The 21873-nt window shown below is 59.7% G+C and carries 16 protein-coding genes and 2 rRNA genes; 4 read left to right on the top strand and 14 right to left on the bottom strand.

The window, feature by feature from the left end:
- Both rrf (ACYP2A_RS32220) and rrf (ACYP2A_RS32215) read left to right on the top strand, forming a co-directional pair.
- Nucleotides 1-100, top strand: a 5S ribosomal RNA gene (gene rrf / locus ACYP2A_RS32220); the annotation flags it as partial.
- A 107-nt stretch (nucleotides 101-207) separates the two neighbouring features.
- Nucleotides 208-323: ribosomal RNA gene (gene rrf, locus ACYP2A_RS32215) — 5S ribosomal RNA — on the top strand.
- A 60-nt stretch (nucleotides 324-383) separates the two neighbouring features.
- Here the strand turns inward: rrf (ACYP2A_RS32215) and ACYP2A_RS32210 are convergent.
- Together ACYP2A_RS32210 and ACYP2A_RS32205 are read right to left on the bottom strand one after the other, a co-directional pair.
- The gene (locus ACYP2A_RS32210; protein ID WP_459749988.1) at nucleotides 384-1316 is read right to left on the bottom strand and encodes a T6SS immunity protein Tli4 family protein; all 933 of its coding nucleotides are present in this window, start codon (nucleotides 1314-1316) and stop codon (nucleotides 384-386) included.
- A gap of 59 nt (nucleotides 1317-1375) precedes the next feature.
- Nucleotides 1376-2302 carry a T6SS immunity protein Tli4 family protein gene (locus ACYP2A_RS32205; protein ID WP_459749987.1) on the bottom strand — a complete coding sequence of 309 codons (927 nt, stop codon included), beginning with the start codon at nucleotides 2300-2302 and terminating at the stop codon, nucleotides 1376-1378.
- A gap of 168 nt (nucleotides 2303-2470) precedes the next feature.
- Between ACYP2A_RS32205 and ACYP2A_RS32200 the strand changes: the two genes are divergently transcribed.
- Nucleotides 2471-3367 carry a DKNYY domain-containing protein gene (locus ACYP2A_RS32200; RefSeq protein WP_459749986.1) on the top strand — a complete coding sequence of 299 codons (897 nt, stop codon included), beginning with the start codon at nucleotides 2471-2473 and terminating at the stop codon, nucleotides 3365-3367.
- A 51-nt stretch (nucleotides 3368-3418) separates the two neighbouring features.
- On the opposite strand, the gene ACYP2A_RS32195 is transcribed toward ACYP2A_RS32200, so the two are convergent.
- The 7 genes from ACYP2A_RS32195 to ACYP2A_RS32165 all read right to left on the bottom strand — a co-directional run bounded on the left by ACYP2A_RS32195 (nucleotide 3419) and on the right by ACYP2A_RS32165 (nucleotide 12661).
- Nucleotides 3419-3895 carry an SRPBCC family protein gene (locus ACYP2A_RS32195; RefSeq protein ID WP_459749985.1) on the bottom strand — a complete coding sequence of 159 codons (477 nt, stop codon included), beginning with the start codon at nucleotides 3893-3895 and terminating at the stop codon, nucleotides 3419-3421.
- A 24-nt stretch (nucleotides 3896-3919) separates the two neighbouring features.
- The gene (locus tag ACYP2A_RS32190) at nucleotides 3920-7378 is read right to left on the bottom strand and encodes a thioester reductase domain-containing protein (protein WP_459749984.1); all 3459 of its coding nucleotides are present in this window, start codon (nucleotides 7376-7378) and stop codon (nucleotides 3920-3922) included.
- The gene (locus ACYP2A_RS32185; protein ID WP_459749983.1) at nucleotides 7375-8322 is read right to left on the bottom strand and encodes a diiron oxygenase; all 948 of its coding nucleotides are present in this window, start codon (nucleotides 8320-8322) and stop codon (nucleotides 7375-7377) included. The genes ACYP2A_RS32190 and ACYP2A_RS32185 overlap by 4 nt, the downstream gene beginning before the upstream one ends.
- Nucleotides 8323-8359: 37 nt before the next feature.
- Nucleotides 8360-9136, bottom strand: a complete 777-nt coding sequence (locus tag ACYP2A_RS32180; protein WP_459749982.1) for a DUF3050 domain-containing protein — start codon at nucleotides 9134-9136, stop codon at nucleotides 8360-8362.
- A 761-nt stretch (nucleotides 9137-9897) separates the two neighbouring features.
- Nucleotides 9898-10632, bottom strand: a complete 735-nt coding sequence (locus ACYP2A_RS32175) for a GntR family transcriptional regulator (RefSeq protein WP_459749981.1) — start codon at nucleotides 10630-10632, stop codon at nucleotides 9898-9900.
- Nucleotides 10633-10912: 280 nt separating this feature from the next.
- Nucleotides 10913-11920, bottom strand: a complete 1008-nt coding sequence (locus ACYP2A_RS32170; protein WP_459749980.1) for an aldo/keto reductase — start codon at nucleotides 11918-11920, stop codon at nucleotides 10913-10915.
- Between the two features lie 48 nt (nucleotides 11921-11968).
- Nucleotides 11969-12661, bottom strand: a complete 693-nt coding sequence (locus ACYP2A_RS32165; protein ID WP_459749979.1) for an HAD-IA family hydrolase — start codon at nucleotides 12659-12661, stop codon at nucleotides 11969-11971.
- 273 nt (nucleotides 12662-12934) lie between these two features.
- On the opposite strand from ACYP2A_RS32165, the gene ACYP2A_RS32160 reads away from it, so the two are divergent.
- Complete coding sequence (locus tag ACYP2A_RS32160; protein WP_459749978.1) at nucleotides 12935-14425, top strand: YdgA family protein; 1491 nt, start codon at nucleotides 12935-12937, stop codon at nucleotides 14423-14425.
- 4 nt (nucleotides 14426-14429) lie between these two features.
- Here ACYP2A_RS32160 and ACYP2A_RS32155 read toward each other — a convergent pair whose 3' ends face one another.
- From ACYP2A_RS32155 to ACYP2A_RS32135, 5 genes are all read right to left on the bottom strand, one after another.
- Nucleotides 14430-15245, bottom strand: coding sequence for a mechanosensitive ion channel family protein (locus ACYP2A_RS32155; protein WP_459749977.1), 816 nt, complete (start codon nucleotides 15243-15245; stop codon nucleotides 14430-14432).
- Between the two features lie 47 nt (nucleotides 15246-15292).
- On the bottom strand, nucleotides 15293-15979 hold the full coding sequence (gene cysC / locus ACYP2A_RS32150) for an adenylyl-sulfate kinase (RefSeq protein WP_459749976.1): 687 nt from the start codon (nucleotides 15977-15979) through the stop codon (nucleotides 15293-15295).
- Nucleotides 15972-16652: a sulfotransferase family 2 domain-containing protein gene (locus tag ACYP2A_RS32145; protein WP_459749975.1), complete on the bottom strand. Its 681-nt coding sequence runs from the start codon at nucleotides 16650-16652 to the stop codon at nucleotides 15972-15974. Before ACYP2A_RS32145 ends, cysC begins: the two co-directional genes overlap by 8 nt.
- A gap of 153 nt (nucleotides 16653-16805) precedes the next feature.
- Complete coding sequence (locus ACYP2A_RS32140; RefSeq protein ID WP_459749974.1) at nucleotides 16806-17447, bottom strand: hypothetical protein; 642 nt, start codon at nucleotides 17445-17447, stop codon at nucleotides 16806-16808.
- A gap of 14 nt (nucleotides 17448-17461) precedes the next feature.
- Entirely contained in the window at nucleotides 17462-21865 is a 4404-nt protein-coding gene (locus tag ACYP2A_RS32135) for an RHS repeat-associated core domain-containing protein (protein ID WP_459749973.1), read from the bottom strand.
- Between the last annotated feature and the right edge of the window lie 8 nt (nucleotides 21866-21873).

Below are 21873 nucleotides of genomic sequence, written 5' to 3'. Positions count from 1 at the left end.
CATTGGAACCACCTGATCCCATCCCGAACTCAGCAGTGAAACGATGCATCGCCGATGGTAGTGTGGAGCTTCTCCATGTGAGAGTAGGTCATCGTCAAGATTCAAACCCAGAACCCCTGATCGCACTGCGGTCGGGGGTTTTGCTTTTAGTAGAAGTCACCCAAATTCGCTGGAGCGTCGTCATAGACGTACCGGCACACAGAATTTCTTGACGACCATAGAGCATTGGAACCACCTGATCCCATCCCGAACTCAGCAGTGAAACGATGCATCGCCGATGGTAGTGTGGAGCTTCTCCATGTGAGAGTAGGTCATCGTCAAGATTCAATTCCGAAACCCCTGATCGCTTTGCGGTCAGGGGTTTTGTTTTTGTGCAGAAAAACTCAGGGCAATGGCTTGAGGCTTTCGACCACCCGGTCCCAGAACATCAAGGCTTCTTCATCCGATTTAAAATCACTGCCAACCTCATGGGTTCCCAGCTCAAGCTCGATGGCTGGGCGGGTGTTGGACTTTAGAGTGCCTTTGTACTCCACCTGGAAGGTATAGAAGAGCTTGCCGTCGACTTTCGCCTTGATGGCCACTTCCTCTACCGGTAGATCGCCAATCATTCGCTCGCGCTTTCGCAGTGTTCTGGTCCCGTTCGTGAGCTTGAACAGGCCATTGGTGAAGAAGTTTCCGGTTGGATTGTCAAAGCGCTCTATCAAGCTCTCTTCGTGCTCTACGATCCGTTGCGTCAGCAGGCTTACGTAGGTGCCTGGGTGCGTAGTAATCTGCGCGCCCATGAATATCCCTTCAATAGATTGGGTTGAGCCAATGGTCGAGTAACCCGATTCCAGTGCAAATGCACCTGGAGGCGGTGCATCCTGCGGTGGTCTGAAAAAGACAGATTCGCTGACCCCTCTAAATTTCTTGATCGCACCTTCCAGCCCTCTGGCAGAAATGGCACTGGTGCCCAGTAGATAAAGCGTGTCATGTGAGGTCAGCAAGTAGGCTCTCAGCGTATAAAACTCCTTGAGCCTGGACACCACCAGCAGGCTGCCATTACTCAGCTCAATTGTTCGTTCGTAGTTGCTGTTAGTCCCCCTTGCGATGCCTTTATTGAGCTCATCTATGTACGTCCCGACAAGCGTGTTGATTTCGGCTTTGCCCTTCTGACTGATGAGCTCAACATTCTCGTTGTAGAGTTTGTAATCAGCCAGGACCTCAGCGTTGCTCGGCAGGTCCAGTTTGAATCGACCAAAGTAGTGAGTCCTCCACGCCTTGTCGTGCGCAGCAGCGGTTTCGACAGGCTGAGCAAGGGCCACAGGCATCGTCATGGAAAAACCCCCAAGCATGCACGCTGCGGCCATTCCAGCGCCTCTGAGTATTCTTGCATTCATATGCGTCTCACGCTTTCAACCAGCTCATCCCAGAAGCGCAACGCCTCTTTATCGCTCTCAAATACAGCCCCCTTGTCGAGGGTACTCAGTTCAAGGACCGTGTAAGGCTCCCTGCTTGATTCAGGCGTACCCGGGTACTCAAGACGAAAGGCGTAAACGGGTCTGCCCTCAAGCTTGGTCTTGAGCAACAGCTCTTCAAACGGCAGCCCTGCAACCGTCCGCTTCGACTTTCTCAATACACGTGTGCCGGACAGCAAGTTCTTTAACGTGGGGGTCATTATCCCGAACGAGCGCTGTTCATAACGCGCAATCAGCCCCTCCTCCGGTTGGCCTATCCGTTGCGTATCGAAGGTCAAATGAATGCCCGGCATCGATGAGACCGGCAGGCCGATCAACACCTGCTCTTCGAATGTATCGACCGGCAGGTTCATGTATCCCGCTTCAATCGCAAAGGTCCCGCTGGGCGGGCTCTGGGCAGGATTGCGATCGTGGATCAATGCATTCAACTCCTTGGCGAGAGCGATCACCGAGTCCAGCCCATCCAGCGGAATCGGCTTTACAACCTGCTGGTACAAGGTGTTGTTTGCCGTGAGGTAGTAAATATCAAAGCTGTAGCTCGTTGACTTGGACACCACGATGGCCCCGCCGCCCTCCAGCGGCACGGTCTGGTCGTAGGCGTCATACCCAACCTTATGCAGTTTGTTTATTTCACTGATGACACGGGGAAGGCGGGTCTCCAGATCCTGTTTGCCATCCTGGCTGACACGCTTGATATCCTTGTCGACCACCCTGTAGGCGGACCAGATACCCGCTCCGTCGGTAGGCACTTGCAGCGTATAACGACCAAAATAGAAGGGCGTTTTACCCGTTGCCATGTCGCTTGCTGCGCTTGCGTTGCCGGTCAGTAAAGCCAGGCTCAACATACCTGTTGCCTGCAATAACCTGAATGTGTTCAACGCTGAATACCTTTTGGACGTCTCACCAGTGGACATTGAACATCTCATGGTTGTTCAGCACCGCGCTTGTGACGACTTTTAGTCACGCCTATGATCACGCGCTGAAGGGAATGCACCGACCATGGGGATCATGCAGTGAGTCTTACAGCAATAGGGTCAATATTCATCCTGCTCTTGCTGCCCACAGCATCCTGGGCATTCGAGAGTCATACCTGCACCGAAACCTGGTACGAAACCGGCATCAGGGACTCGATCCACAACAAGCGTTCGGCCTACAAGATGAACGACTGTCCGGTACCCAAAGACAAAAAGGCTGAACTCAAGACGGGTTATCAAGTAATCGACGGTCGCGTGTATTGGGTTTCATCATCAAGCAAGCGTTACAGCCCCTGTCAGGGAACGGGTGTCGGCTCTCTGGGCCAGATAATCACCCCGACCTGTTATCTGCCCGCACTGCTGCAAACCCATGAGAACGTCGAGCAGCGCCATTTCTGGCGGGTCACTGAAGACATTGCACACTTTCGTCCGGCCCGATCAAGCCAGCCAGCATTGACGCCCGCGCAGCAAGACAGAGTCGATCTCTATGCCGTGGATCAGACTTCGGTGTACTACTTTTCGGATAGGATTGACGGTGCAGACCCCGAAAGCTTCGAGGTGATATTTCCTTTCGGAGACGATGCGAAACTAAAGCGCTATTCAGTTTCCAGGGACAGCCAGCATGTCTTCATTGATGGCTATTCACTGCCCATCATTGACCTGACCAATGTGCAGTGGCTGGCCTTGCCGTGTACGGGCGATAGCCAGTCGTGCCGATCCACCGATTACGCAGCACCCATGATTGGCAAGGTCGGGCGCGATGTTCTGTATCTGGATAACCGCGCACGTCCGACCGTGTTTCCGGGCCTGGCAACGCCGGATATTGCCTGCTCAAGAGAAGGCTTCAATAACTATTGCATGAGTGGCGGCAAGCGCTATCTGATCGACTTCGGGGTCATGACCCAGGCCCGGCTCGTCGAGCAACCTGCTGAGTAAGCCTGCCCCACCCGGTGCCAGGCACCGGGTAAGGTTTTACCGATTACGCCATCACGCAAACAGACTGCGCACATTGTTCATCGAGGTATCGGCAAAGCCCTGCAAAAACGCCTCAAAGCCCGCCAGATCCTGTTCCGCGCCGGCTACAGGGTCAGCGACGATGGTCCAGGTCACCACGCTGGCCTGACCATCCACCGCCGCCACCGTCATCGATGCCCACAGATTACTGACCGGCAAACTGGTGTGAATCAGGCTCCAGGTGATGTAACGCGCCTGATCATCACGCGAGTTGAGTTGCTCGACAGCAAAGTTGCCGTCCTTGAAGCGCTTGTACCGCACCGAGCCTGGCCCCTGACCAATCATCTCGGTGCTTTCCAGGCCAGGCACGAAGGCCTGAAAGCCGCCAAAGTCGCCCGCCACGGCCCACACACGGTCAGCCTCGGCCGGGACCTGCACGCTGGATACCACGCGGCAGGCGTTGGCATTGTGGATACGGGTGTCAGGTTGCAGCGTATTGAATACAGTCATGTCGTTCTCCATTGTTTCAGGGGGTTAAATAAATTCGATTTCTTTCAGGTAAGCGCAGCCCTTGCTCAGCAGCGCCGGGGTCTTGGAGGGGTAGCATTCGCCCATTTGGTGAATGCCCGCCAAAGCATTGCGGTACTCGATCATCGAGATGTCGCCGATGTCTTCCTGGAAACCATCCAGATAAAAGCCCAGCACACCGAACAACGCGTTCTGGCTGTCGACCCGATCAAGCTGGGTCTGCCACTGCGCCACGCTGACCAGCTCGAACTCGCGGCCCGCCTCACGGAAGGCCTGCACATAACTGTCCCAACTCAGGGGTTCAGGGTTATGCAGATTGAAAACCGCGCGGCTGGCCTGGTAGCGGCTGGCATGAAAGCCGATGAAGCGCGCCAGAAAATCCACCGGCATCAAATCGAAGTTGATCGCGAAGTCCGGCACCTGGCCCAGCTGCAGCGAGCCCTTGAGCATCAGCATCAGGCGGTTCTTCTGCGGCTGGCAGACACCGGTAATGCTGTTGAAAGCGATGTTGCCGGGACGATAGATATTCACCCACACACCCAACGTGCGCGCCTGCTCCAGCACTCGCTCCGCGACCCATTTCGACAGGTTGTAGCCGTTCTTGATGTAGATCGGCGGCGTGGCAGCGGCCGGTTGCTCCAGCACACTGCCGGTGGCATCGATGGCACTGGACGCCGACAGCGTCGAGACGAAATTGAACACCTTCTTGCTGCGCCCTTCGCACAGCTTCAGGCATTCGAAAATCGGCGCCACGTTGTCGCGAGCCAGCGCCTCGTAGTCCTGCACGTGGTTAACGTTGGCAGCGTTATGCACCAGCGCACCGAACTCGCGGTCCAGCCGCGCATACACCGCCTCGCTCAGCCCCAGTTGCGGGCGGGTGACATCGCCCGCATAAATGCTCACCCGGCTCAGGTCCAGGTGCGCCAGACGGTTTTCCTGCAACGACTGGATAAACCGCTCGCGTGCCGTCATGCCGCCGCCTTCGCGCACCAGACAAGCCACCTCGGTCGCACCCCATTCCAGCAGCGCCTGCACGATGTGCACGCCGAGAAAACCATTGGCGCCGGTGACGATCACCTTGTGCACATCGCCCATGGCCTTGATGGGCAGCACCGGTAATTGCAACGCGGCGCTGGCATCGCGCAAGGCTTGCGGGCTGACCGTCCAGCCCGAACCGTCATCGCTGCTCAGTAGCCGTGCCAGGGTCTGGATACTCGGCGCCTCGATAAAGCGATTGATGGGAATACTGCGGCCGAACCGCTCGCGCACCCCCAGCAACAGGCGCGACAGCAGAATCGAATGCCCGCCCAGATTGAAGAAACTCTCGTCAGTGGAAATATCCCCAGGCGGCAGTTCCAGCAGCTCGGCCCACAGCGCCAGCAGGTGCTGTTCCTGCTCGTTGTCGGGCTGTCTGCGGTTGCCGGGCTCAACCACATTCAGCGGTATCTGTAATAACGCCTGGCGATCGACCTTGCCATTGCTGGCAAACGGCAGATGCGCCAGCACGCTGTACAACGCCGGCTGCATGTAGTCCGGCAACAGCCGCTGCACGTGGCTCTTGAGCGTTTGCAGAGTGGTCGTCAGTTGCGCATCGTGGGGCTGGGCGACAAAGGCCAGAATCCGCCGCTGCGCATCGACCACCACGGCCACCTGGCGATACAACTGAGTGCCGCGCAGGCAATGCTCGATCTCTTCAGGCTCGACCCGAAAGCCACGAATCTTCACCTGATTGTCACGCCGCCCGCCCAGCTCGATGCCATCCTCGGTCCACTTGCCCAGATCGCCGGTACGGTAGGCGCGCAGCCGCTGGCCATCGGGCAGCGGCAGCTCGACATAGCGCTCGGCGCTCAGTGGCGCATTGTTCACATAGCCCAGGCCCACGCCGGGCCCTGCGATGTACAACTCGCCCTGTACCTGCTCGGCCACCGGTTGCAGGTGTTCGTCGAGAATCCACACCTGGCTGTTGGCAATCGGCTGGCCGAGGCTGCGGTTACTGCTGCCTGCCTCCAATTGCCGGGCGGTAACCAGCACCGTGGTTTCGGTCGGCCCGTACAGGTTATGAAAGCGGCACTGCCCGGCCAGCCGCTCGATGACATACGGCTCGCAAACATCACCGCCAGTCACCAGATGCGCCAGCCCCAGCGGCGCGTCCAGCGGCAACAGGCTCAACAGTGCTGGCGGCAGAAAGGCGTGGCTGATGCCCTGACGCAGCAGGTCGAGCAGCAGCAACGGGTCGCGGCGCTGATCTTCATCGGCCACCACCAGCTCGGCACCGCTGAGCCAGGTGGGGAAAATATCGATCACTGACGAGTCAAAGCTCAAGGTCGAGAACTGCAACACCCGGCTGTATTCGCACAACTCGACATAACCGGCATACCAGGCCGTGAAATGGCTGAGGTTATGCTGGCTGAGCAACACGCCCTTGGGCTGGCCGGTGGTGCCCGATGTATACAGCGCCATGCACGGGCTGTCGCTGGCTGGCTGCGCCCGCAACAACGGCTGCACGCTGGCTGTCACCGCGATGGTGGCAATGTCCAGCGCCGCGAAGCCTGCCACTGCCAATGGGTGCCCGCCATCGTGCAGCAGCAAAACGGCCCCTGCGTTTTCCAGAATGTACTGCTGGCGTTGCAGCGGCTGGTTGGGGTCCAGCGGCAGATAAATCGCGCCGCTACCCAGAATCGCCAGAATCCCGGCAAACAAAGCCGCCGACTTGGGCAGGCAGATGCCGACCACAGGCGTTGCATTGCCCTGGCGCAGCGTGGCCAGCCGGGCAAGCAGCGGCTGCTGGATAGACACCGCGTGCGCCTGCAATTGCGCATAGCTCAACGTCTGCCCGCCCAGCGTCAAGGCCGGGCGCTCGGCAAAGGCTGCAAAACTTTGCCCAAGCCGCACGCTCAGCGGTGTGGCGGCCTGCTCCAGTAACGTGGCATCGGCGGTGTCATTGAAACGATGCCGAAACAGCAGTCGATCCAGCGCCTGCAAGCCGTCCTGCCATTCACTTTGCGCCGCTGTCGCGCTGCCCGGGCTGGCAAAGTAATCCGCATCCCGCGACAGGCGACTGACCTGCAAGGCCAGCACATCCACCAGTGTCGCCACTGCGGCATCGCGCAACTGCCGACCGTTGCCTGCGGCCTCCTCCGGTTGCCACTGGCGCACAATCAGGCGCTGATCGTGGCCGTAACCATGCCACACCAACAACTCCAGACGCGGCAGATGCTGCAACACACCGCTATTCAAGCCGACCCGCAGGCTCAGGCAATGGCTGGCCGCAAAGGCCGCCAGCCTCTGGTCATCCAGCTCCAGGCTGCCGTCGTCGATCAGCAGCGCGGGCTGCCTGACCTGGCAATCGCGCAAGGCCAGCGGGTCGCTCAGGTGATGCAACGTGTGGCCATGCTCCAGCAGCTCGCGGTGCAACTCGACGAGCACCTGGCTATGGCCGATCAGAACGATCTCCAGGCGTCTCATGCGAGCACCTCGCGCACCGGCAGATAATCCACCAGCGCCTGACGCACGCACGGCGCTTCGAGCATCGTGCTGTTGCGAAAGAACCGCACGATATTACCCACCAGCGGGTGATGGCTGTTGATCGGAAAACTCAAGGCCAGGGTCTCGGCCTTCAGCGCCTGCCTGACCGCCCCGGTCACCGGCAGGTGATCGATGAGGATAAAGTCGAAGCCGTTCTGGATCTCGTTGGTCAAATACTGGTTGATGAACACCGGCAGAATCTGCGCGATGGCCTCGCGATCGGGCTGCGGTGCGGTCTGCCAATAAATGCGCACCAGCCGGGTCCAGAAGCCCGAGTGGCGGCCTTCATCAAGCAGGTGATCGGCCATCAGACCCTTGACTGACTGCTTGACCGAGTCGTCCCGGGCAAACGCGGCCACATCGTTGGTCACGGTGTTTTCCGCAATCGACACGCAGATCAGCTCGACGGCGCTGCGCAGGTGTTCCGGAGCCAGCGCCAGGGCCGCCGGAATGGCGCGGCTCAGCTCGATCTCGGCAGGCAGCGCGATGGGCTCGATGCCGGTCAGGGCGATGGTCTGCTGCATGAAGTCCATCGCCACCAGGGCGTGGTAATCCTCATCGACCACCACGCTCATCGCATCGAAGCGGCAGGCGAACGGGAAGCGAATCGCGAAACGGTCCTTGGCGATACTGCGCGCAGTCTTGTCGACGATCTCGGTCTCGAAGATCACCACATCGTTGATGAACTTGTAGAGGCTCTGGATCAACGCGTAATCGCGCAGTTGCGGGCATTCGCGGGTGAAGGTGTCGCTGAGCACCAGCGGCTGGCGGCTCAACGGGTAGATCAGGCGTTCATCGTCTTCGACCATACGCCGGGGGCGTGTGCGAATCGTGGCGCGCGCTTCCCAGGCATCGACGAACGACACATAGTCTTCAGCTTTCATGACGGCATCCTTGTAAGCAGAAAGGCCGGGCAGGGCATCACGCGCTGGCCTGCATCAACGGGGCGTGCAGGCGCGCACGCAAGGTGTCCCACAAAGCAATGCGGCTCTCGACGGCCTCGATTGCCGCCTCATACACCTCACGCTCGCGCTGCGCATCGCCGGCCACCAGGCGTGCCAGCAAATGCTCGGCCGCAGGGCCGTGATCCTCGGAGTCGACCTCGATATGCCGCTGCAGGTAATAGCGAAAGGTCGGTGCCTGCGCCGCGCTGATCTCCCATTCATCGAGGATGGTCTGGAACATCGCCGGAATGACGCTTTCGCGGCCGTGCAGAAACGAAGCCGCCACGCTGTGCGCCGGTGCATGCAGGGCCGTGGCCAGGGTCTGGGTAACGAACAGTGAGGCGGCAGGATCGGCATTGACCCGCTGCAAAGCGGTGGCGTAATGCACACCCTGACGCTGCAACTCAATGAAGCGCTCGATGCGTGTGGTGCTGGCGCCGATCTCGCGCATGGCGTCCAGATACAGCTCGAAGTGGCTGTAGTGACCATGGGCCGGGCGGTCGTCCGACTCTTCGCCGAGCACAATGTCATTGATCAATCGCGCCGCTGCAGGGTCCCGGGGTGGTAGCCAGGGCAACTGGGTGCAGGTCAACTCCTGTTGCAAGCGCTTGGTCAGGGACATGAAATCCCAGACCGCGAAGACATGCGTCTCCATGAAGCGGCGCAAGACCGGCAACGAATCGATTTCGGAAAAGACAGGGTGCTGGCTAAGTTCCAGTTTCTTACGTTCAAGTAGCGTTTTCTGACAAGTCATAGCGGTATCCCGGTAGTTGTAAATGCGCCGGAAAGTTGCAACTCTGTATGCCTGTTTCGCACCGTTGACAACATTCCTTGTTGGTCGCAAACCGCGTAACTCCATAAATACAAGGCGAATGAAAGCCGACGTTTTCATACGTCAAATTCCAAGGGCTACGCCCGTTTCATGGGGTATTGAACGCCTTCTGTCTGGCGTGTGCTGCCTGCTGTACCGCCGGCTGGCAGAAGAAAGAGAAGTTTCTGCAACAAGCGGTGAATAAAAGTTAAAGCACTTGGAATGTGCATCGCAATGTTTTTTTATATTTTTTTAGTTGTGTTTATTTTTGGCGTGCGTGTAGCCATATAAAACTTTTAGTTGTGTTTTATAGGCGCGTAAGTGACCCTTTCAGCCAAGTAAGGCCAAAATTTCAGTTAATGAACGAATGCCTCGTTCAGCGTCACTTCTATGGTCGATCTATCGGGGTCGTGATGAAGGTGTGGGCGATAGCCGAATAACACTCGCTACCGTGCTGCCCTGGGCAATCACTCCTTTTGCCGTGTCGTTCAATCGATGAACATCGTCCTGTGCCATCAAGGCCATTCAGGTGTAACCCGGTCTGAGACATGCGCATGACGCAGGCCAGGGTCACCGCGAGTTTGCCTTATTCGCGGGTCAGGCCAAGCGGGTGGCGGGAGAAAAGCAAAAGAAAGGCGTGCGAACAGCCCGGGCGATGTACCGGGCTGGCGAAGGGCTCAAGTCATGACAAGCGAGGCGTTACATCACGCGGGGCTTTTCTTGCGCTGACGCTTTGGCGGGGTTTCAGCAGCCTTGCTGGCCAGGTAGCGAGTGATTGCCTGCACCGCACGATTGAGGTGGTGGTGCAGGGCGGCTACGGTCTGCTCGACATCCCGGGCTTGTGCCAGGCGCAACAGTTCCCAGTGGTCATCCTGAGCCAGTTTGCCCAGGCCCATGGCCGACAGGTTGAAGCGCAGAAAGCGCTCCTCTTCGTTGAGACCGGCCTCGACCAGGCGCATCAGGCGCTTGTTCGATGTCTTGGCGTACAACGTCATGTGAAACATGCGGTTCAGGGTGCCGATCCGGCTGTAATCGGTCTCGACCTCCAGCGCCTCTATATAGCCGCGCGCCTGGGCATAGTCTTCTTCATCCAGCAACGGAATCGACAGGCGCAGCGCTTCGGACTCGAACAGGATGCGCAAGGCGTAGGCCTCGACGGCATCCTCGGTAATCAGCGGTGCCACCACCGCACCCTTGTGCAGTTCGACCCGTAACAACGACTGTGCTTCGAGCTGGCGCAGGGCCTCGCGCACCGGCATGCGACTGACGCCGAAGAGCGTGGCCAGTTCCTGTTGCCGCAAGGCCGTGCCGCTGGGCAGACGTCCATCGATGATGGCGCTGCGCAGTTTTTCCTCGATCACGGTGCGGGCAAGGTGCGCAGGAGGCTGCTCATTGCCGAGCACCTCGTATAAATAGGCTTCTCTATCGATCTTGCGCATCGCCATAAATCTTCATCAACCTGGCCGAATAGGATCCAATCAACAAGCGGGCTGCCAACAGACTAGCCAAAACTCATGCAAAAGGCAGAAAAATATTGCATGACCCGCATCGACACCTTGCGCCACCGGCTGGCTGCGCAAAGCGAGACGCATTTTTCGTATTCAAGCGGCGTTCATCAACCCATTCGCGGCCTATTTTAATGTCGTTCGTCGGCCCGCCCGATATAAGCATTTACCTACACGGCAGAAACAATGCAGACATCATGCGGGCCGAGTCGATTCAGCGCAGCAAACGGCCTGAAACAAAGTGCTGCACGTCGTTGAAACCGGGCGTCGAGGCGTGGCCAGGGGTGACCAGCGAGTCGATGAAGGCTTCGTCTTCGGCGGTGATCCGCACCTCCAGCGCCTTGAGATAGCCATCCCACTGCTGCTCGGTACGCGGGCCGACAATGGCCGAGCTGACCGCCTTGTTGTTCAGCACCCAGGCAATCGCGAACTCGACGATGCCGACGCCCTTTTCCTGGGTATACGCCTGAATACGCTGGGCAATGCGCAGCGACTCCACGCGCCATTCGGTTTCCAGCAGGCGCTTGTCCTGCCGTCCGGCGCGGCTGTCGCCGCTGGGCGCGATGTCCGGGTTGTACTTGCCGCTGAGCACGCCGCGTGCCAGCGGGCTGTAGGGCACCACGCCCAGACCATGAAACGCCGCCGCCGGAATTTGTTCAATCTCGGCCTGACGGTTGACGATGTTATACAGTGGCTGGCTGATGATCGGCTGATCGACCCCCAGGCGCCGGGCGACATTGGCGATTTCGGCGATTCGCCAGCCACGGAAGTTCGACACCCCCCAATAACGAATCTTGCCCTGGCGAATCAGATCGCCGATGGCCGACACCGTCACCTCCAGCGGCGTGTCGTGGTCTTCCTTGTGCAGGTAATAAATATCGACATAGTCGGTGTCCAGCCGGCGCAGGCTGTTATCGATGGCGTTGAAAATGTGCTTGCGGTTCAGGCCCGCACGGTTGGGAATACCGTCGCTCGGGCCTACGGCCACTTTGGTTGCCAGCACCCATTCACTGCGCCGTGCGGCAATCGCCTCGCCGACGATCTCTTCAGAGCGGCCGCTGTTATACACATCGGCCGTATCGATGAAATTCACCCCCTGATCCCACGCCTTGTCGATGATGCGCAGCGACTCCTCGGTGCCGGTCTGTTCGCCGAACATCATCGAGCCCAGTGTCAGGGTAGAAACCTTCAGGCCCGATTGGCCCAGCGTGCGATAGGTCATGTTCAATACCTCCATGTCATTGAATGCAATTACGGATGGGATTGGTGCTCAGGCCGGCAGGGCGGGCAAGCCCCATTGCACCAGTGGCGACTCGTTCAAAGAACCCAGCACCAGATCGGCGTGGTGATAACGCTCGATCGGCATGTTCGCATCCGGAATGGCCACGGCAAACATGCCGGCGGCTTTTGCGGCGGTCACGCCGAAGGGCGAGTCCTCGAACACCAGGCAATCGGCAGGGTCGACACCCAGGCGCTCGGCAGCCACCAGAAAGATATCCGGTGCCGGCTTGGCGGCCGTCACTTGCGGGTCATCGGCGGTCACCACGGTATCGAACAGCTCGAACCAGGCTTTGTGGCGGGTGATCTTGGCGTGGAAATAGCGCACCGAAGAACTGGTGCCCACGGCAATGGGAATGTCGTGCGCCGCCAGATGGCGTACCAGCGCTTCGGCGCCGGGCATCGCCGGGGCCAGTGGAAAACGTTCGTCGAGCAGCGGCTGGCGCACCTCAAGAAACTCATCCACCGACATCGGCAAGTCCAGCGTCTCGATGATGTAACCGGAAAAATCCCGGGCGCCACGCCCGATGGTGTTCTGTTTGATGCTCCAGTCGAAGTGCTTGCCGTAACGTTGGGCAATCAGTTCGGTGACCTCGGTGTAGATCCCCTCGGTGTCCAGCAACAGACCATCCATATCGAAAATAACGGCCTTGATCGGCCGGCGGTCGCCTTGCTGTGCACTCATGTGATCGGCCTCTGGGTAGTCGGTGCCCAGCCTAACGCGTCCATCGAGACTGTGGCTACCCATCGATAATGATTGGCATTGCAACGAAACGCTCTGAAATGTGTCGAACCGCGCATTCAGGCCACGTCGCCGGGCCGTTTTGCGCCGGCAATGTTAATCTCCTGCGACTTTTCGCTTGGGCCGTCATCGGCCCGGCGCGGTACCTAACCAAGTGCAGCGCCAGGTGCAGGGAAGGCTTTTTCAACCATCAGAACGGACATCTTCAGGTCGGACATGAATAAATCAGCAGGTATCGTCGCAGGCGTCATCATCGTAGTCGGCGCACTGGCAACCGGGGGCGCCTGGTACACCGGCCAGCAATTGCCCGGCGTGCTCAATGACACGCTTGCCAAGGGCAATCAGGAATTGGCCCAGGCATTCGCGGGCAGCGGCTATCAGGCCAACGTGCAACTGGAGTCGCTGGACAGCGGCCTGTTCCGCAGCACCGCGCGCTATCGCTCGACCTTCCAGGTCAAAGACCAGAACGGTCAGGTGCAAACGCTGGAACTGCACTTTGTCGATCATATCGAGCACGGCCCGCTGCCACTGTCGCGTCTGACCTCGCTCAAACTGCTGCCGGTCATGGCGGTCAGCAATGGCGAACTGGTGAAGACCCCGGACACCGAGAAATGGTTTGCCCTCAGCCAGGGCGCAGTGCCCTTCAAGAGCCAGACCAGCATTGGCTATGACCGTGCCGCCAACGGCACACTGACCTTCGCCCCGATGCAGATGAAAGACACCGACGGCGAATTCAGCTTTTCGGGCCTGACCCTGCACAGCGATGTGTCGGCCGACGCCGAGAAAATCAAGGTCACCGGCAACATGGACAACCTGCAACTCAACGTCCAGTCCGCCGAAGGCCCGGTCAGCATGCTGATCAAGGGCATGACCTTCGACACCGGCGGTACCAAGGGCAAGGCCGGCTTCTACCTGGGGCACAGCAACGTCAAGGTCGAGCAAGTCAGCTTCCAGGCCGTGGGCCGCCCGGCGTTGCAGATCGATCAGTTCGTCAACACCAACCTGATGCAGGAAGAGGGCGACAAGCTCTCGGCGCAGATCAACTACGACATCGGCAAGATCGCCTACAGCGGCAAGGATATTGGCGCTGCGCACCTGGGCCTGCGTTTCGGCAATTTCGACATTGCCGCCACCAAAGCGCTGTACCAGCTGTTCCAGCAGAAAGTCGTGCCGCAGCAACAGGCTGCCGCTGCTGAGCAGAAACCGCTGGAAAAAATTGAACTGAGCGCCGCCGACCAGGCCTTGATGAACGCCGAGCTGGGCAAGCTGCTGGCCGGCAAGCCGCACATCGAGCTGGAAAAGCTCTCGCTGCGCACCGCCAACGGCGAAAGCCATGCGCGCCTGAGCATCGACCTGACCGACCCCGGTTCGTTCGAGCAAGCGCCGGACGAGCTGGTCAACAAGAGCCTGGGCGCGGTCGACGCACGCATCGTGCTGTCCAAGGCGATGATCCAGGACCTGGTCGGCCTGCAAGCGAACCTGCAAGGCATCACCGATACCAAGGACATCACCGTGCAGGCGACCACCACCAGCGAAATGATCGGCACCATGGCGTCTGCCCTGCAACTGGCCAAGGTCGAAGGCGACAACATCGTCACCACCCTGCAATACGGCAACGACAGCGTCGACTTCAACGGTCGCAAGATGAGCGTCGAAGAATTCGCCGCCTTCGTCATGGCCAACGCCGGCGGCCTGGGCGCGCAGTAACGTTTTACCGGGGGCGTTCAACGCCCCCTTCGCGCAACAACCCGCGAATGACCTCAAGGCTCTGGTAATACACCGGCCAGTAATGATCGTTGTGGCAATACGGCCTGACCGCCAGGGTCACGCTGTCGGCGCTCAGGCTGGCCAGGTGTACATCCACCGGCGGTGCTGTCAGCACATTTGGAATGGCCTTCAATTGCTCGGTCAACCGGACGATCAGCGTCTGTTCATCCGCGCTGGTCGGTAACGTCGCTGTCAACTCCACGCGGCGATAGCCGTTGACCGAGTAATTGATGATATTGCTCGAAAAGACCTTGTTGTTGGCCATCAGCACCCGCACGTTTTCAGCCGTGTCGAGTGAGGTGGTGAACAGGCCGATCTCCTCCACCCGCCCACTGATCGTGTCCACTGCGATGAAATCGCCGACCTTGAACGGACGCAGCACAATGATGAATCCGCCCGCCGCCAGATTGGCCAGCAAACCCGACCACGCCATGCCGATCGCCAGGCCCACCGCCGCCAGCAGCGCCGCAAAGCTGGTGGTCTCGATGCCGCAGTAACCAAGAATGGCCACCACCAGAATGATATTCAGGGTCACGGTGACAAACGAGCCCAGGTAACGCAGCACGGTAGGATCGAACCGTTGCCGGGTCAGAGAGCGTTGCAGCATCCTGACCAGCATGCCGATCGACCAGCGTCCGACAATCCACAACAAGGCGGCAACCAGCAATTTGATACCGACGGTAGCCCCGTATTGCAGAACCAGATTAAGCAGCGAATTGACCTTGTCGGTTCCGACATTAATGACATTCAACGCATCCATCAGGTAGCACCTCCGCAGGTAAGGCCACGCAGGCGCTCAACCAGAACTCATGCCACGCCCGTGCGACAGAACCCTCCATTGTGCAAAGGCGCAGGCCCGCGTCTACTGACAGTTATGACAGGAGGCGAAGTGCCTTGCCCCTGAGCGCCACTCAAGCGCGTCAACAGTTGCGCCATCAGCGCCTCGCCGTCGTCACGGCGGGTGTCGATCACGAACTCAGGATTCAGCGGTGCTTCATAAGGGCTGTCGATGCCGGTGAAATTACGGATCCGCCCCTCCTGCACAGCGCGGTACAGGCCCTTGGCATCCCGGCGTGCGCATTCGGCCAGCGGCGTGCTGACATGCACCTCAATGAACGCATCGGTTGCCAGTTGCTGCCGAACCCGGTCCCGGTCAGCGCGAAACGGCGAAATCGCCGAGACAATCACAATCAGCCCGGCATCGACCATCAACTGCGCAGCCTCGCCGATGCGCCGTACATTTTCATGCCGGTCAGCGTCGGACATGCCCAGGTCCTGACACAGGCCCTTGCGCATATGGTCGCCGTCGAGCAAGTAACTGTGCAGGCCGTTGGCGTGCAGAACCTGATCCAGGCGATTGCCGAGGGTCGATTTGCCGGCGCCCGACAAGCCGGTCAGCCAGATGCAACAAGCCTGCTGGTGCTTCAGTGCCTGGCGCATGGTCCTGTCGACCATCAGGGTCGGGGCGATCAATAACGGGCGCGGTTCATTCATACGAAAACAACTCATAGTCGCGGGCATAAACTTCACGCACCTTGCGCCGTGAGGCGGCAGAACAGGCCATGTGCGCGCCAGAACGGTTGACGTGCTGCAGGTCGGCCTTCAGATGCAGGTGGGTACACAGCGCCCGAAAGTCCGCCTCAAGGTTTTCATGACGGCCGATAAAGTCCACATCGATACTGCCCAGGGTGTTCTGCAAAAAGTAATGCTGCGGCGCAAAATGAATCTGCCGAGTGATGTTTTCCGCACACAGCCAATGGTCGACGAAGGCATCGAAGCTGGCATATTTGCTGACCAGATCAAAAGCCGCCTGATCCCGGCCAGGCCGCGACTTGAGCAAGTAGTTGTACGCCGACAAGGCCCTTTGTAACGGGTCGCGTACAAAACCGAACTTGAAGTAATGCTGGTAGCGCTCCTGAAACTGCTTTTCGTACCAATACAGTGGCATGTGCCCGGCCGGGTTATCGCCAAACAACGCCTTGGCCACACTGCTGCCGGCGCATTTGGGCACATGGATAAACAAACACTCAAGGTGATCGAACACTTCCGGAAAGCGTGACGTGCCGGACAGTGTCTTGTTGACGACCTGCCGGTCAATGACCGGCAGACGATCGAGCAGCAGCTCGCGCTGACGCTTTGGAATAAGTTTCCATAGGAAGCGATTCATGTAACCAGACCTGTAGGTTGTCCATAAGCAGGAGCACGCAAGCGTACAGGTCCTTTAAAAACCAAGTGTCAATTTTTCATTTAATTTACGTTAAGGTTTACTGAGTAGTTAAATGTTTATCCTCGGTAATAAAGTGGATACGTTCACTGCATTTCAATCGGCCTGGTCTGCGATAAACGCCAACAGCGCCTGCTTCTCATCGGCATTCAAATGATTGGCATGCTCGGCGCACGCCCGTGCATCTTCAAACTCTTTGTTCAAGGCATGCACAATCGCAATGTATTGCGGAATACCGTACTTATAGTCCCAGCTCAAGCCCTGGCCAAAGTTCTTGCGAATCAGCGGCGCTTTGGCCAATCGCTCGTTGGACAAGGCATGAAGGTCGGTCAGCGAGCCTGCAAAGTTATCGAAGATTTTCAAATCCTTGATAAGCGTACCGAGTGACGTGTCATCGTCTTTATGAATGTCGAAATAATAATTGGTGTCCCGCGTGCTGTTGGCCGGCGTAAAGATTCTGAGGGTGCCCCACAGCGTTGCCGGGTTGACGTCAGGGGGTGAAAACAAACTCGCGCCGATTTCATTGACCCGTGGTATATCGATGAACACCCGCACGTCGACGGCGACGATGTTCTTCGGGTAACCGGCCGTTGACACGGTATAAGCAATCCGTATCTCGCACGGCCCCACCGCCTTCGCAAAAGAGGCGCGACTTTTATTGTAGCCATACCCCAGCGCTTGCAACGCCGTATTGATCTGGCCCTGAAGGGTCTTCTTGAATTCAGCTTTGGTTGTCATGTGTTTACACCTTCCTAAAATAGGCCGCCCGGGACTCTGTAATGCTGCATGCTGAAGTCGCTGGTAATTTTGTTCGATGACAGGCCTAGTTCTTTCATCATGGCGTCCGCCCGAGGCCCACTCAGCTCGGCCCCTTGCGACAGCGTGGAGTGCTTCGCCGAGAACACGCCCGACGCTTTCTGGTTCTTGGTCAGCCGCGCGAACGGCCCGGCCTTGGTTTCCAGCACCATGAATTTCTGTGTTGCCGGATTGTAGCCAACCAGGTCGGCGCGAATGCGCGAGTTTTTGGGCCCTACGCGCATGGTGATTTCTTCGCCCACCACCTTGTAGCCTTTGGACTCCAGGTAGTTTCGCCCCCGATGCTTGCCCCATTCGCCCTTCGTCGAACTCTTGAGTTTGCGAAAGCTCTTCGGACACCAGCCCCACGGGTCTGCCCAGCCAAACGGGTTCGGCGCGTACAGGTACAGATTCAGGCCACCGGCCAGGCCAATCGGATCCGGCGTGGTAAAGCGTCCGATGTCCGGGTCATAAAACCGGAAAGTGTTGTAGTGCAGCCCGGTCTCGCGGTCCAGGTACTGGCCCTGAAACCTGAGGTTCTGCTCCTCGACATACCAGACCTCGCGAGTTTCGCGCAGCGTGTTGCCCCACACCTGGTACTGCGCCTGCCATACGGTTTTGCCGGCGCTGTCGGTCAGTTGTCCGGGCAGGCCATTAGGGTCGTTGTGGTAGTAGCGAATGTGCTGTTGATCACCGGCGCCATCCACACGCGCCAGCGGTTCATGGCTGTCCTCGACGTAGACATACAGGCTGCTCAGGCTGTTTTTCCGCTCTTGCAGCAGGCGCATGCCGTCCCAGATAAACCGGGTCTCGCCCAGTAGATGACCGTGGCGGTCGTGTTCGGTCTTGGCGATGCGCCGGCCCAGCGGGTCGTACTGCATGCGCACCACGCTGCCGTTGTCATTCTGCACTTCGACCAGTTGGTGTTCGGCGTCATAGGCAAAACGTTGCAGGCCATGGCGAGCGCTGCGTTTTTCCACGGTGCGGCCGAAAGCGTCGTAGCGGTAGCGTTTGTCCTGCCAGGTCAGCAACTGGTTGTGTCGCACAAAACCTGCGCCCGAGAGCGGCCGGTCGAGCAGGTTGGCGGCCGCATCCCAGGCAAAGGTTTCGCTCTGGCTGCCTGGGCTTTGCTGGCTGGCAGCAATGCGTCCACTGGCGTCGTAATGCAGGTGCTGGCGCTGATCCTGCTGCGCATGCCGGTCGCGTTGCAGGCGGCCGATCAGGTTATCGGCCGGGTCGAAGTCGTACTGGCTTTCGCGCTGCGCGGGCAGTTGTGTAGCCCCTCGAACAGTCCCTTGGGTCGGGCGCCGCAAGCGTGCCCGTAACCGGCCGCTGCGGTCGTACTGGCTGGCAGTGCTGATCTGTCCCTGGGTCCTGAGCACTTCGCGGTGCAGGCGGTCGCGTTCGAAGTCACTGATCACCCGACCATCGAGATTGATCTGGTGTAAATGCCCGCTGCCGTAATACAGCCGGTTGAGCCAGCGGCCGTCCGGTGTTTGTGTGCGGATCAGATTGCCCAGTTCATCGTACTCATGGCGCAGGCTGCCGGCAGCGCTGCGCTCTTCCCGCAATTGACCGAGGGCGTCGTAGCGGAACTCAAGATTCTGCTGCTGCCCGCCGTGACCGGTAAACATAATGCTCGCCGGCAAATCCTGCGCGGTGTAGCGGTAGGCCGTCAGGCCGTCAGCCGTGGTTCTGGCAATCAGTCGCCCCAAGGCATCGCGCTCCAGGCGCTGTACCAACGGTTGCGCACCGTCAGCCTGCGGCGCCGGGATATGCCGGTGTTCGATCAGCCGATCCGCCGCATCGTAGGCAAAACACTGCACGCTGCGGTCCAGCGCCTGCTGCTCGATCAGCCGGTCACCGGCATCCCAGGCAAAGCGGTACGGCTCGCCATTTTCATTGCTCAGGGTTTGCAGGCGGCCATAACGGTCATAGTCGAACTGCACCTGATGTCCCAATGCGTCGATGCGCTGGCGCACCTGGCCACGGCGGTTCCAGCCGTAGCGCGTGGCGTGCCCGGCCGGGTCGACATAGCCGGTGAGCAGGCCGCTGCGCTCGCGCTGAAAGTGTTCCACGCGCCCATCCGGCTGCTCGATGCGCAGCAGGCGCCCGAGCACATCGTGCTCATGCAGCGTTCGTTCGCCGAGTGCATCGGTGACGCTGCACAGATGACCGTGGCGGTCATAGGCATAATCGGTCGCGTAGCCTGAACAGTCTGTGTGCTGCAGCAACTGCCCGATTGCGCTCCAGCGTTGATGCCGGCTTCTACCGCTGGCGTCGATGATCTCGATCACCTGGCCCTGCGCGTCATGGCGATAGCGGGTTTCATGGCCGAGCGGGTCGATTTCACGGGTGCAGTTGCCGCGTTGATCGTAGCGGTACTGCCAGAGCCCACCGGCCTTGTCGGTCTCGCTCAGCGGCAGCGACCAATGCTCCAGCCAGCGCGTCGACTCGGTCTGGCCGAGCGGGTCGCGGGTTTCGCTGAGGTTGCCGGCGTCGTCGTAACTGAACTGCCACTGGCCGCCCAGCGGGTCGGTTGCCCCCAGCCACTGGTCTTCGTCATTCCACTCGAACTGCCAGGTCTGGCCGAGGTTATCGGTGTACGCGGTGATCTGCCGGCGCGCGTTCCAGCGCCGCTCGCTGACCCGCTGCAAGCCATCGGTGATGCGTGTCAGGCCGGCGTCCAGGTCGTAATCGAACAGGTACTCATCGCCCTCATCGGTCCAGTGCCGCACCACCCGCCATTCACGCGTGTCGATCAGCGCCCAGTCATAAAAACAGCGCAACCCGGTCGGTAACTGATGCTCGACCATGCGCCGCCCGCTGTCGTAGGCGAAGCGTCGCTGCACCTGACCCAAGGCATCGCACACCTCGCTCAACTGGCCTTGCGCGTCGTAGTCATAACGCGCCAGCAGCGTGCGCGACTCATCGGCGTGCAATCGCTCGATACGTTCAAGGCGCTGTGGCCACTGCAATGAATGCACCAGTGCCAGCCGCACATTATCCAGGCCATCGCGCAGGCCGCTCAGGCGGCCCTGTTCGTCGTAGTCCAGATGAATGCGGTTGTCGTTACGGTCGCCCAGCACGCTCAGGCGCAACAACGAGGCGTCGAGCGGCGAGGGTTCGAACAGCCGATACAGCCCGTCCTCGCTTTCGATCAGCAGTTGGCCGCGCGCATGCCGGCGCACGCTCAAGCCTTCACCGACACTGAACACCGCGCCGCCCAACGGGATGCTGCCCATGTCGATGCGCCGGCCCTGTTCGTCGGTGTAGACCAGCCGCTCGCCGCCTTCGGGGTGCGGCTCGATGGCGACACACACCTCGAACGCCACGCTCCAGCCCAGGCCGAACAGCGTGTTCTGACGCTCATCGCGGCTGTTGTAAACACGCTGCCACTCGATGGGCAGGATGCCGGGCAGCACAAAGTCCAGCTCGTCGCCACCGCTGAGCACCTTGGCGCCAGTGGCGGCATGCACCGGATTGGGCGAACCGCTCATGGCGCGGGTCATGGCGCCGGTCGCTTCGCCGACCACAAAGCCGTTGACCATGCCCAGCGCCATGCACGGCAGGTTGCTGAGAAACTTACCCTTGCTGCCCTTGAGCATCATCAGCACGCTGACCGCCAGGCCGACGCCGGGCGTCTTGCCGCTGCGGATCTCGCGCACGGTCAGCTTCTCGCCGCCGATGCGCACGTTCGACGAAATGGGCCCTGCCGACACCACCACCGCCTCGCAGGTGCTGCGATCGCCGCTGCGCACCGCCGGCTGGCCATTGATGGTGACCTTGGCCGAGCCTTCGGCCAGAAACTGCGGCGGCATTGGCGGGTGCTTGCTGCACAGCACCAGGTCTTCGGGCAGCGGCTGTGCGCCGGGGGCGGGCGTGGCTACGGTAGGCCGCCACATCTGCGAGAAAAAGTTGCTGGCCATGTCGAGATAGCTGGCCTCGGGCGCCTCGCCGTCCTGCTCGACCAGCTCGACGCCCGGCGGCACCCAGCCGGCAGCGCGTGCGGCCAGCAGGTTATTGGTCCTGGTGTTCAGCGAGCCGGTGCTGATGGTCGCCTGAATCGTCGGCGGAAACAGGCCATTGCCGATGCCCTCGCATAATCGCGAAAGCCCCGTGTCGGCACCGGTCTTGGCCATCACCACGCCGACCACCAGCCCGACCACGGCACCCAGCAGGCATGCGCCGATACCGCCGGTGGCGACGGTAATGCCGGTGGCAGCGACTACCGCTGCGGTGGCCAGTGCGCCAATCGCGACCGTGGCGGCGACCTCCAGCACCCCGCCGACGATGTCGGCCATCATCGAGGTGTGTTCGAGGCCGTCGCCCAGCCGGGCGGCCCAGATCGCGTCAGACACGCGCGTTC

This window comes from Pseudomonas sp. 3A(2025) (assembly GCF_054589175.1).
This window is presented reverse-complemented; position numbering and strand designations above follow the sequence as displayed.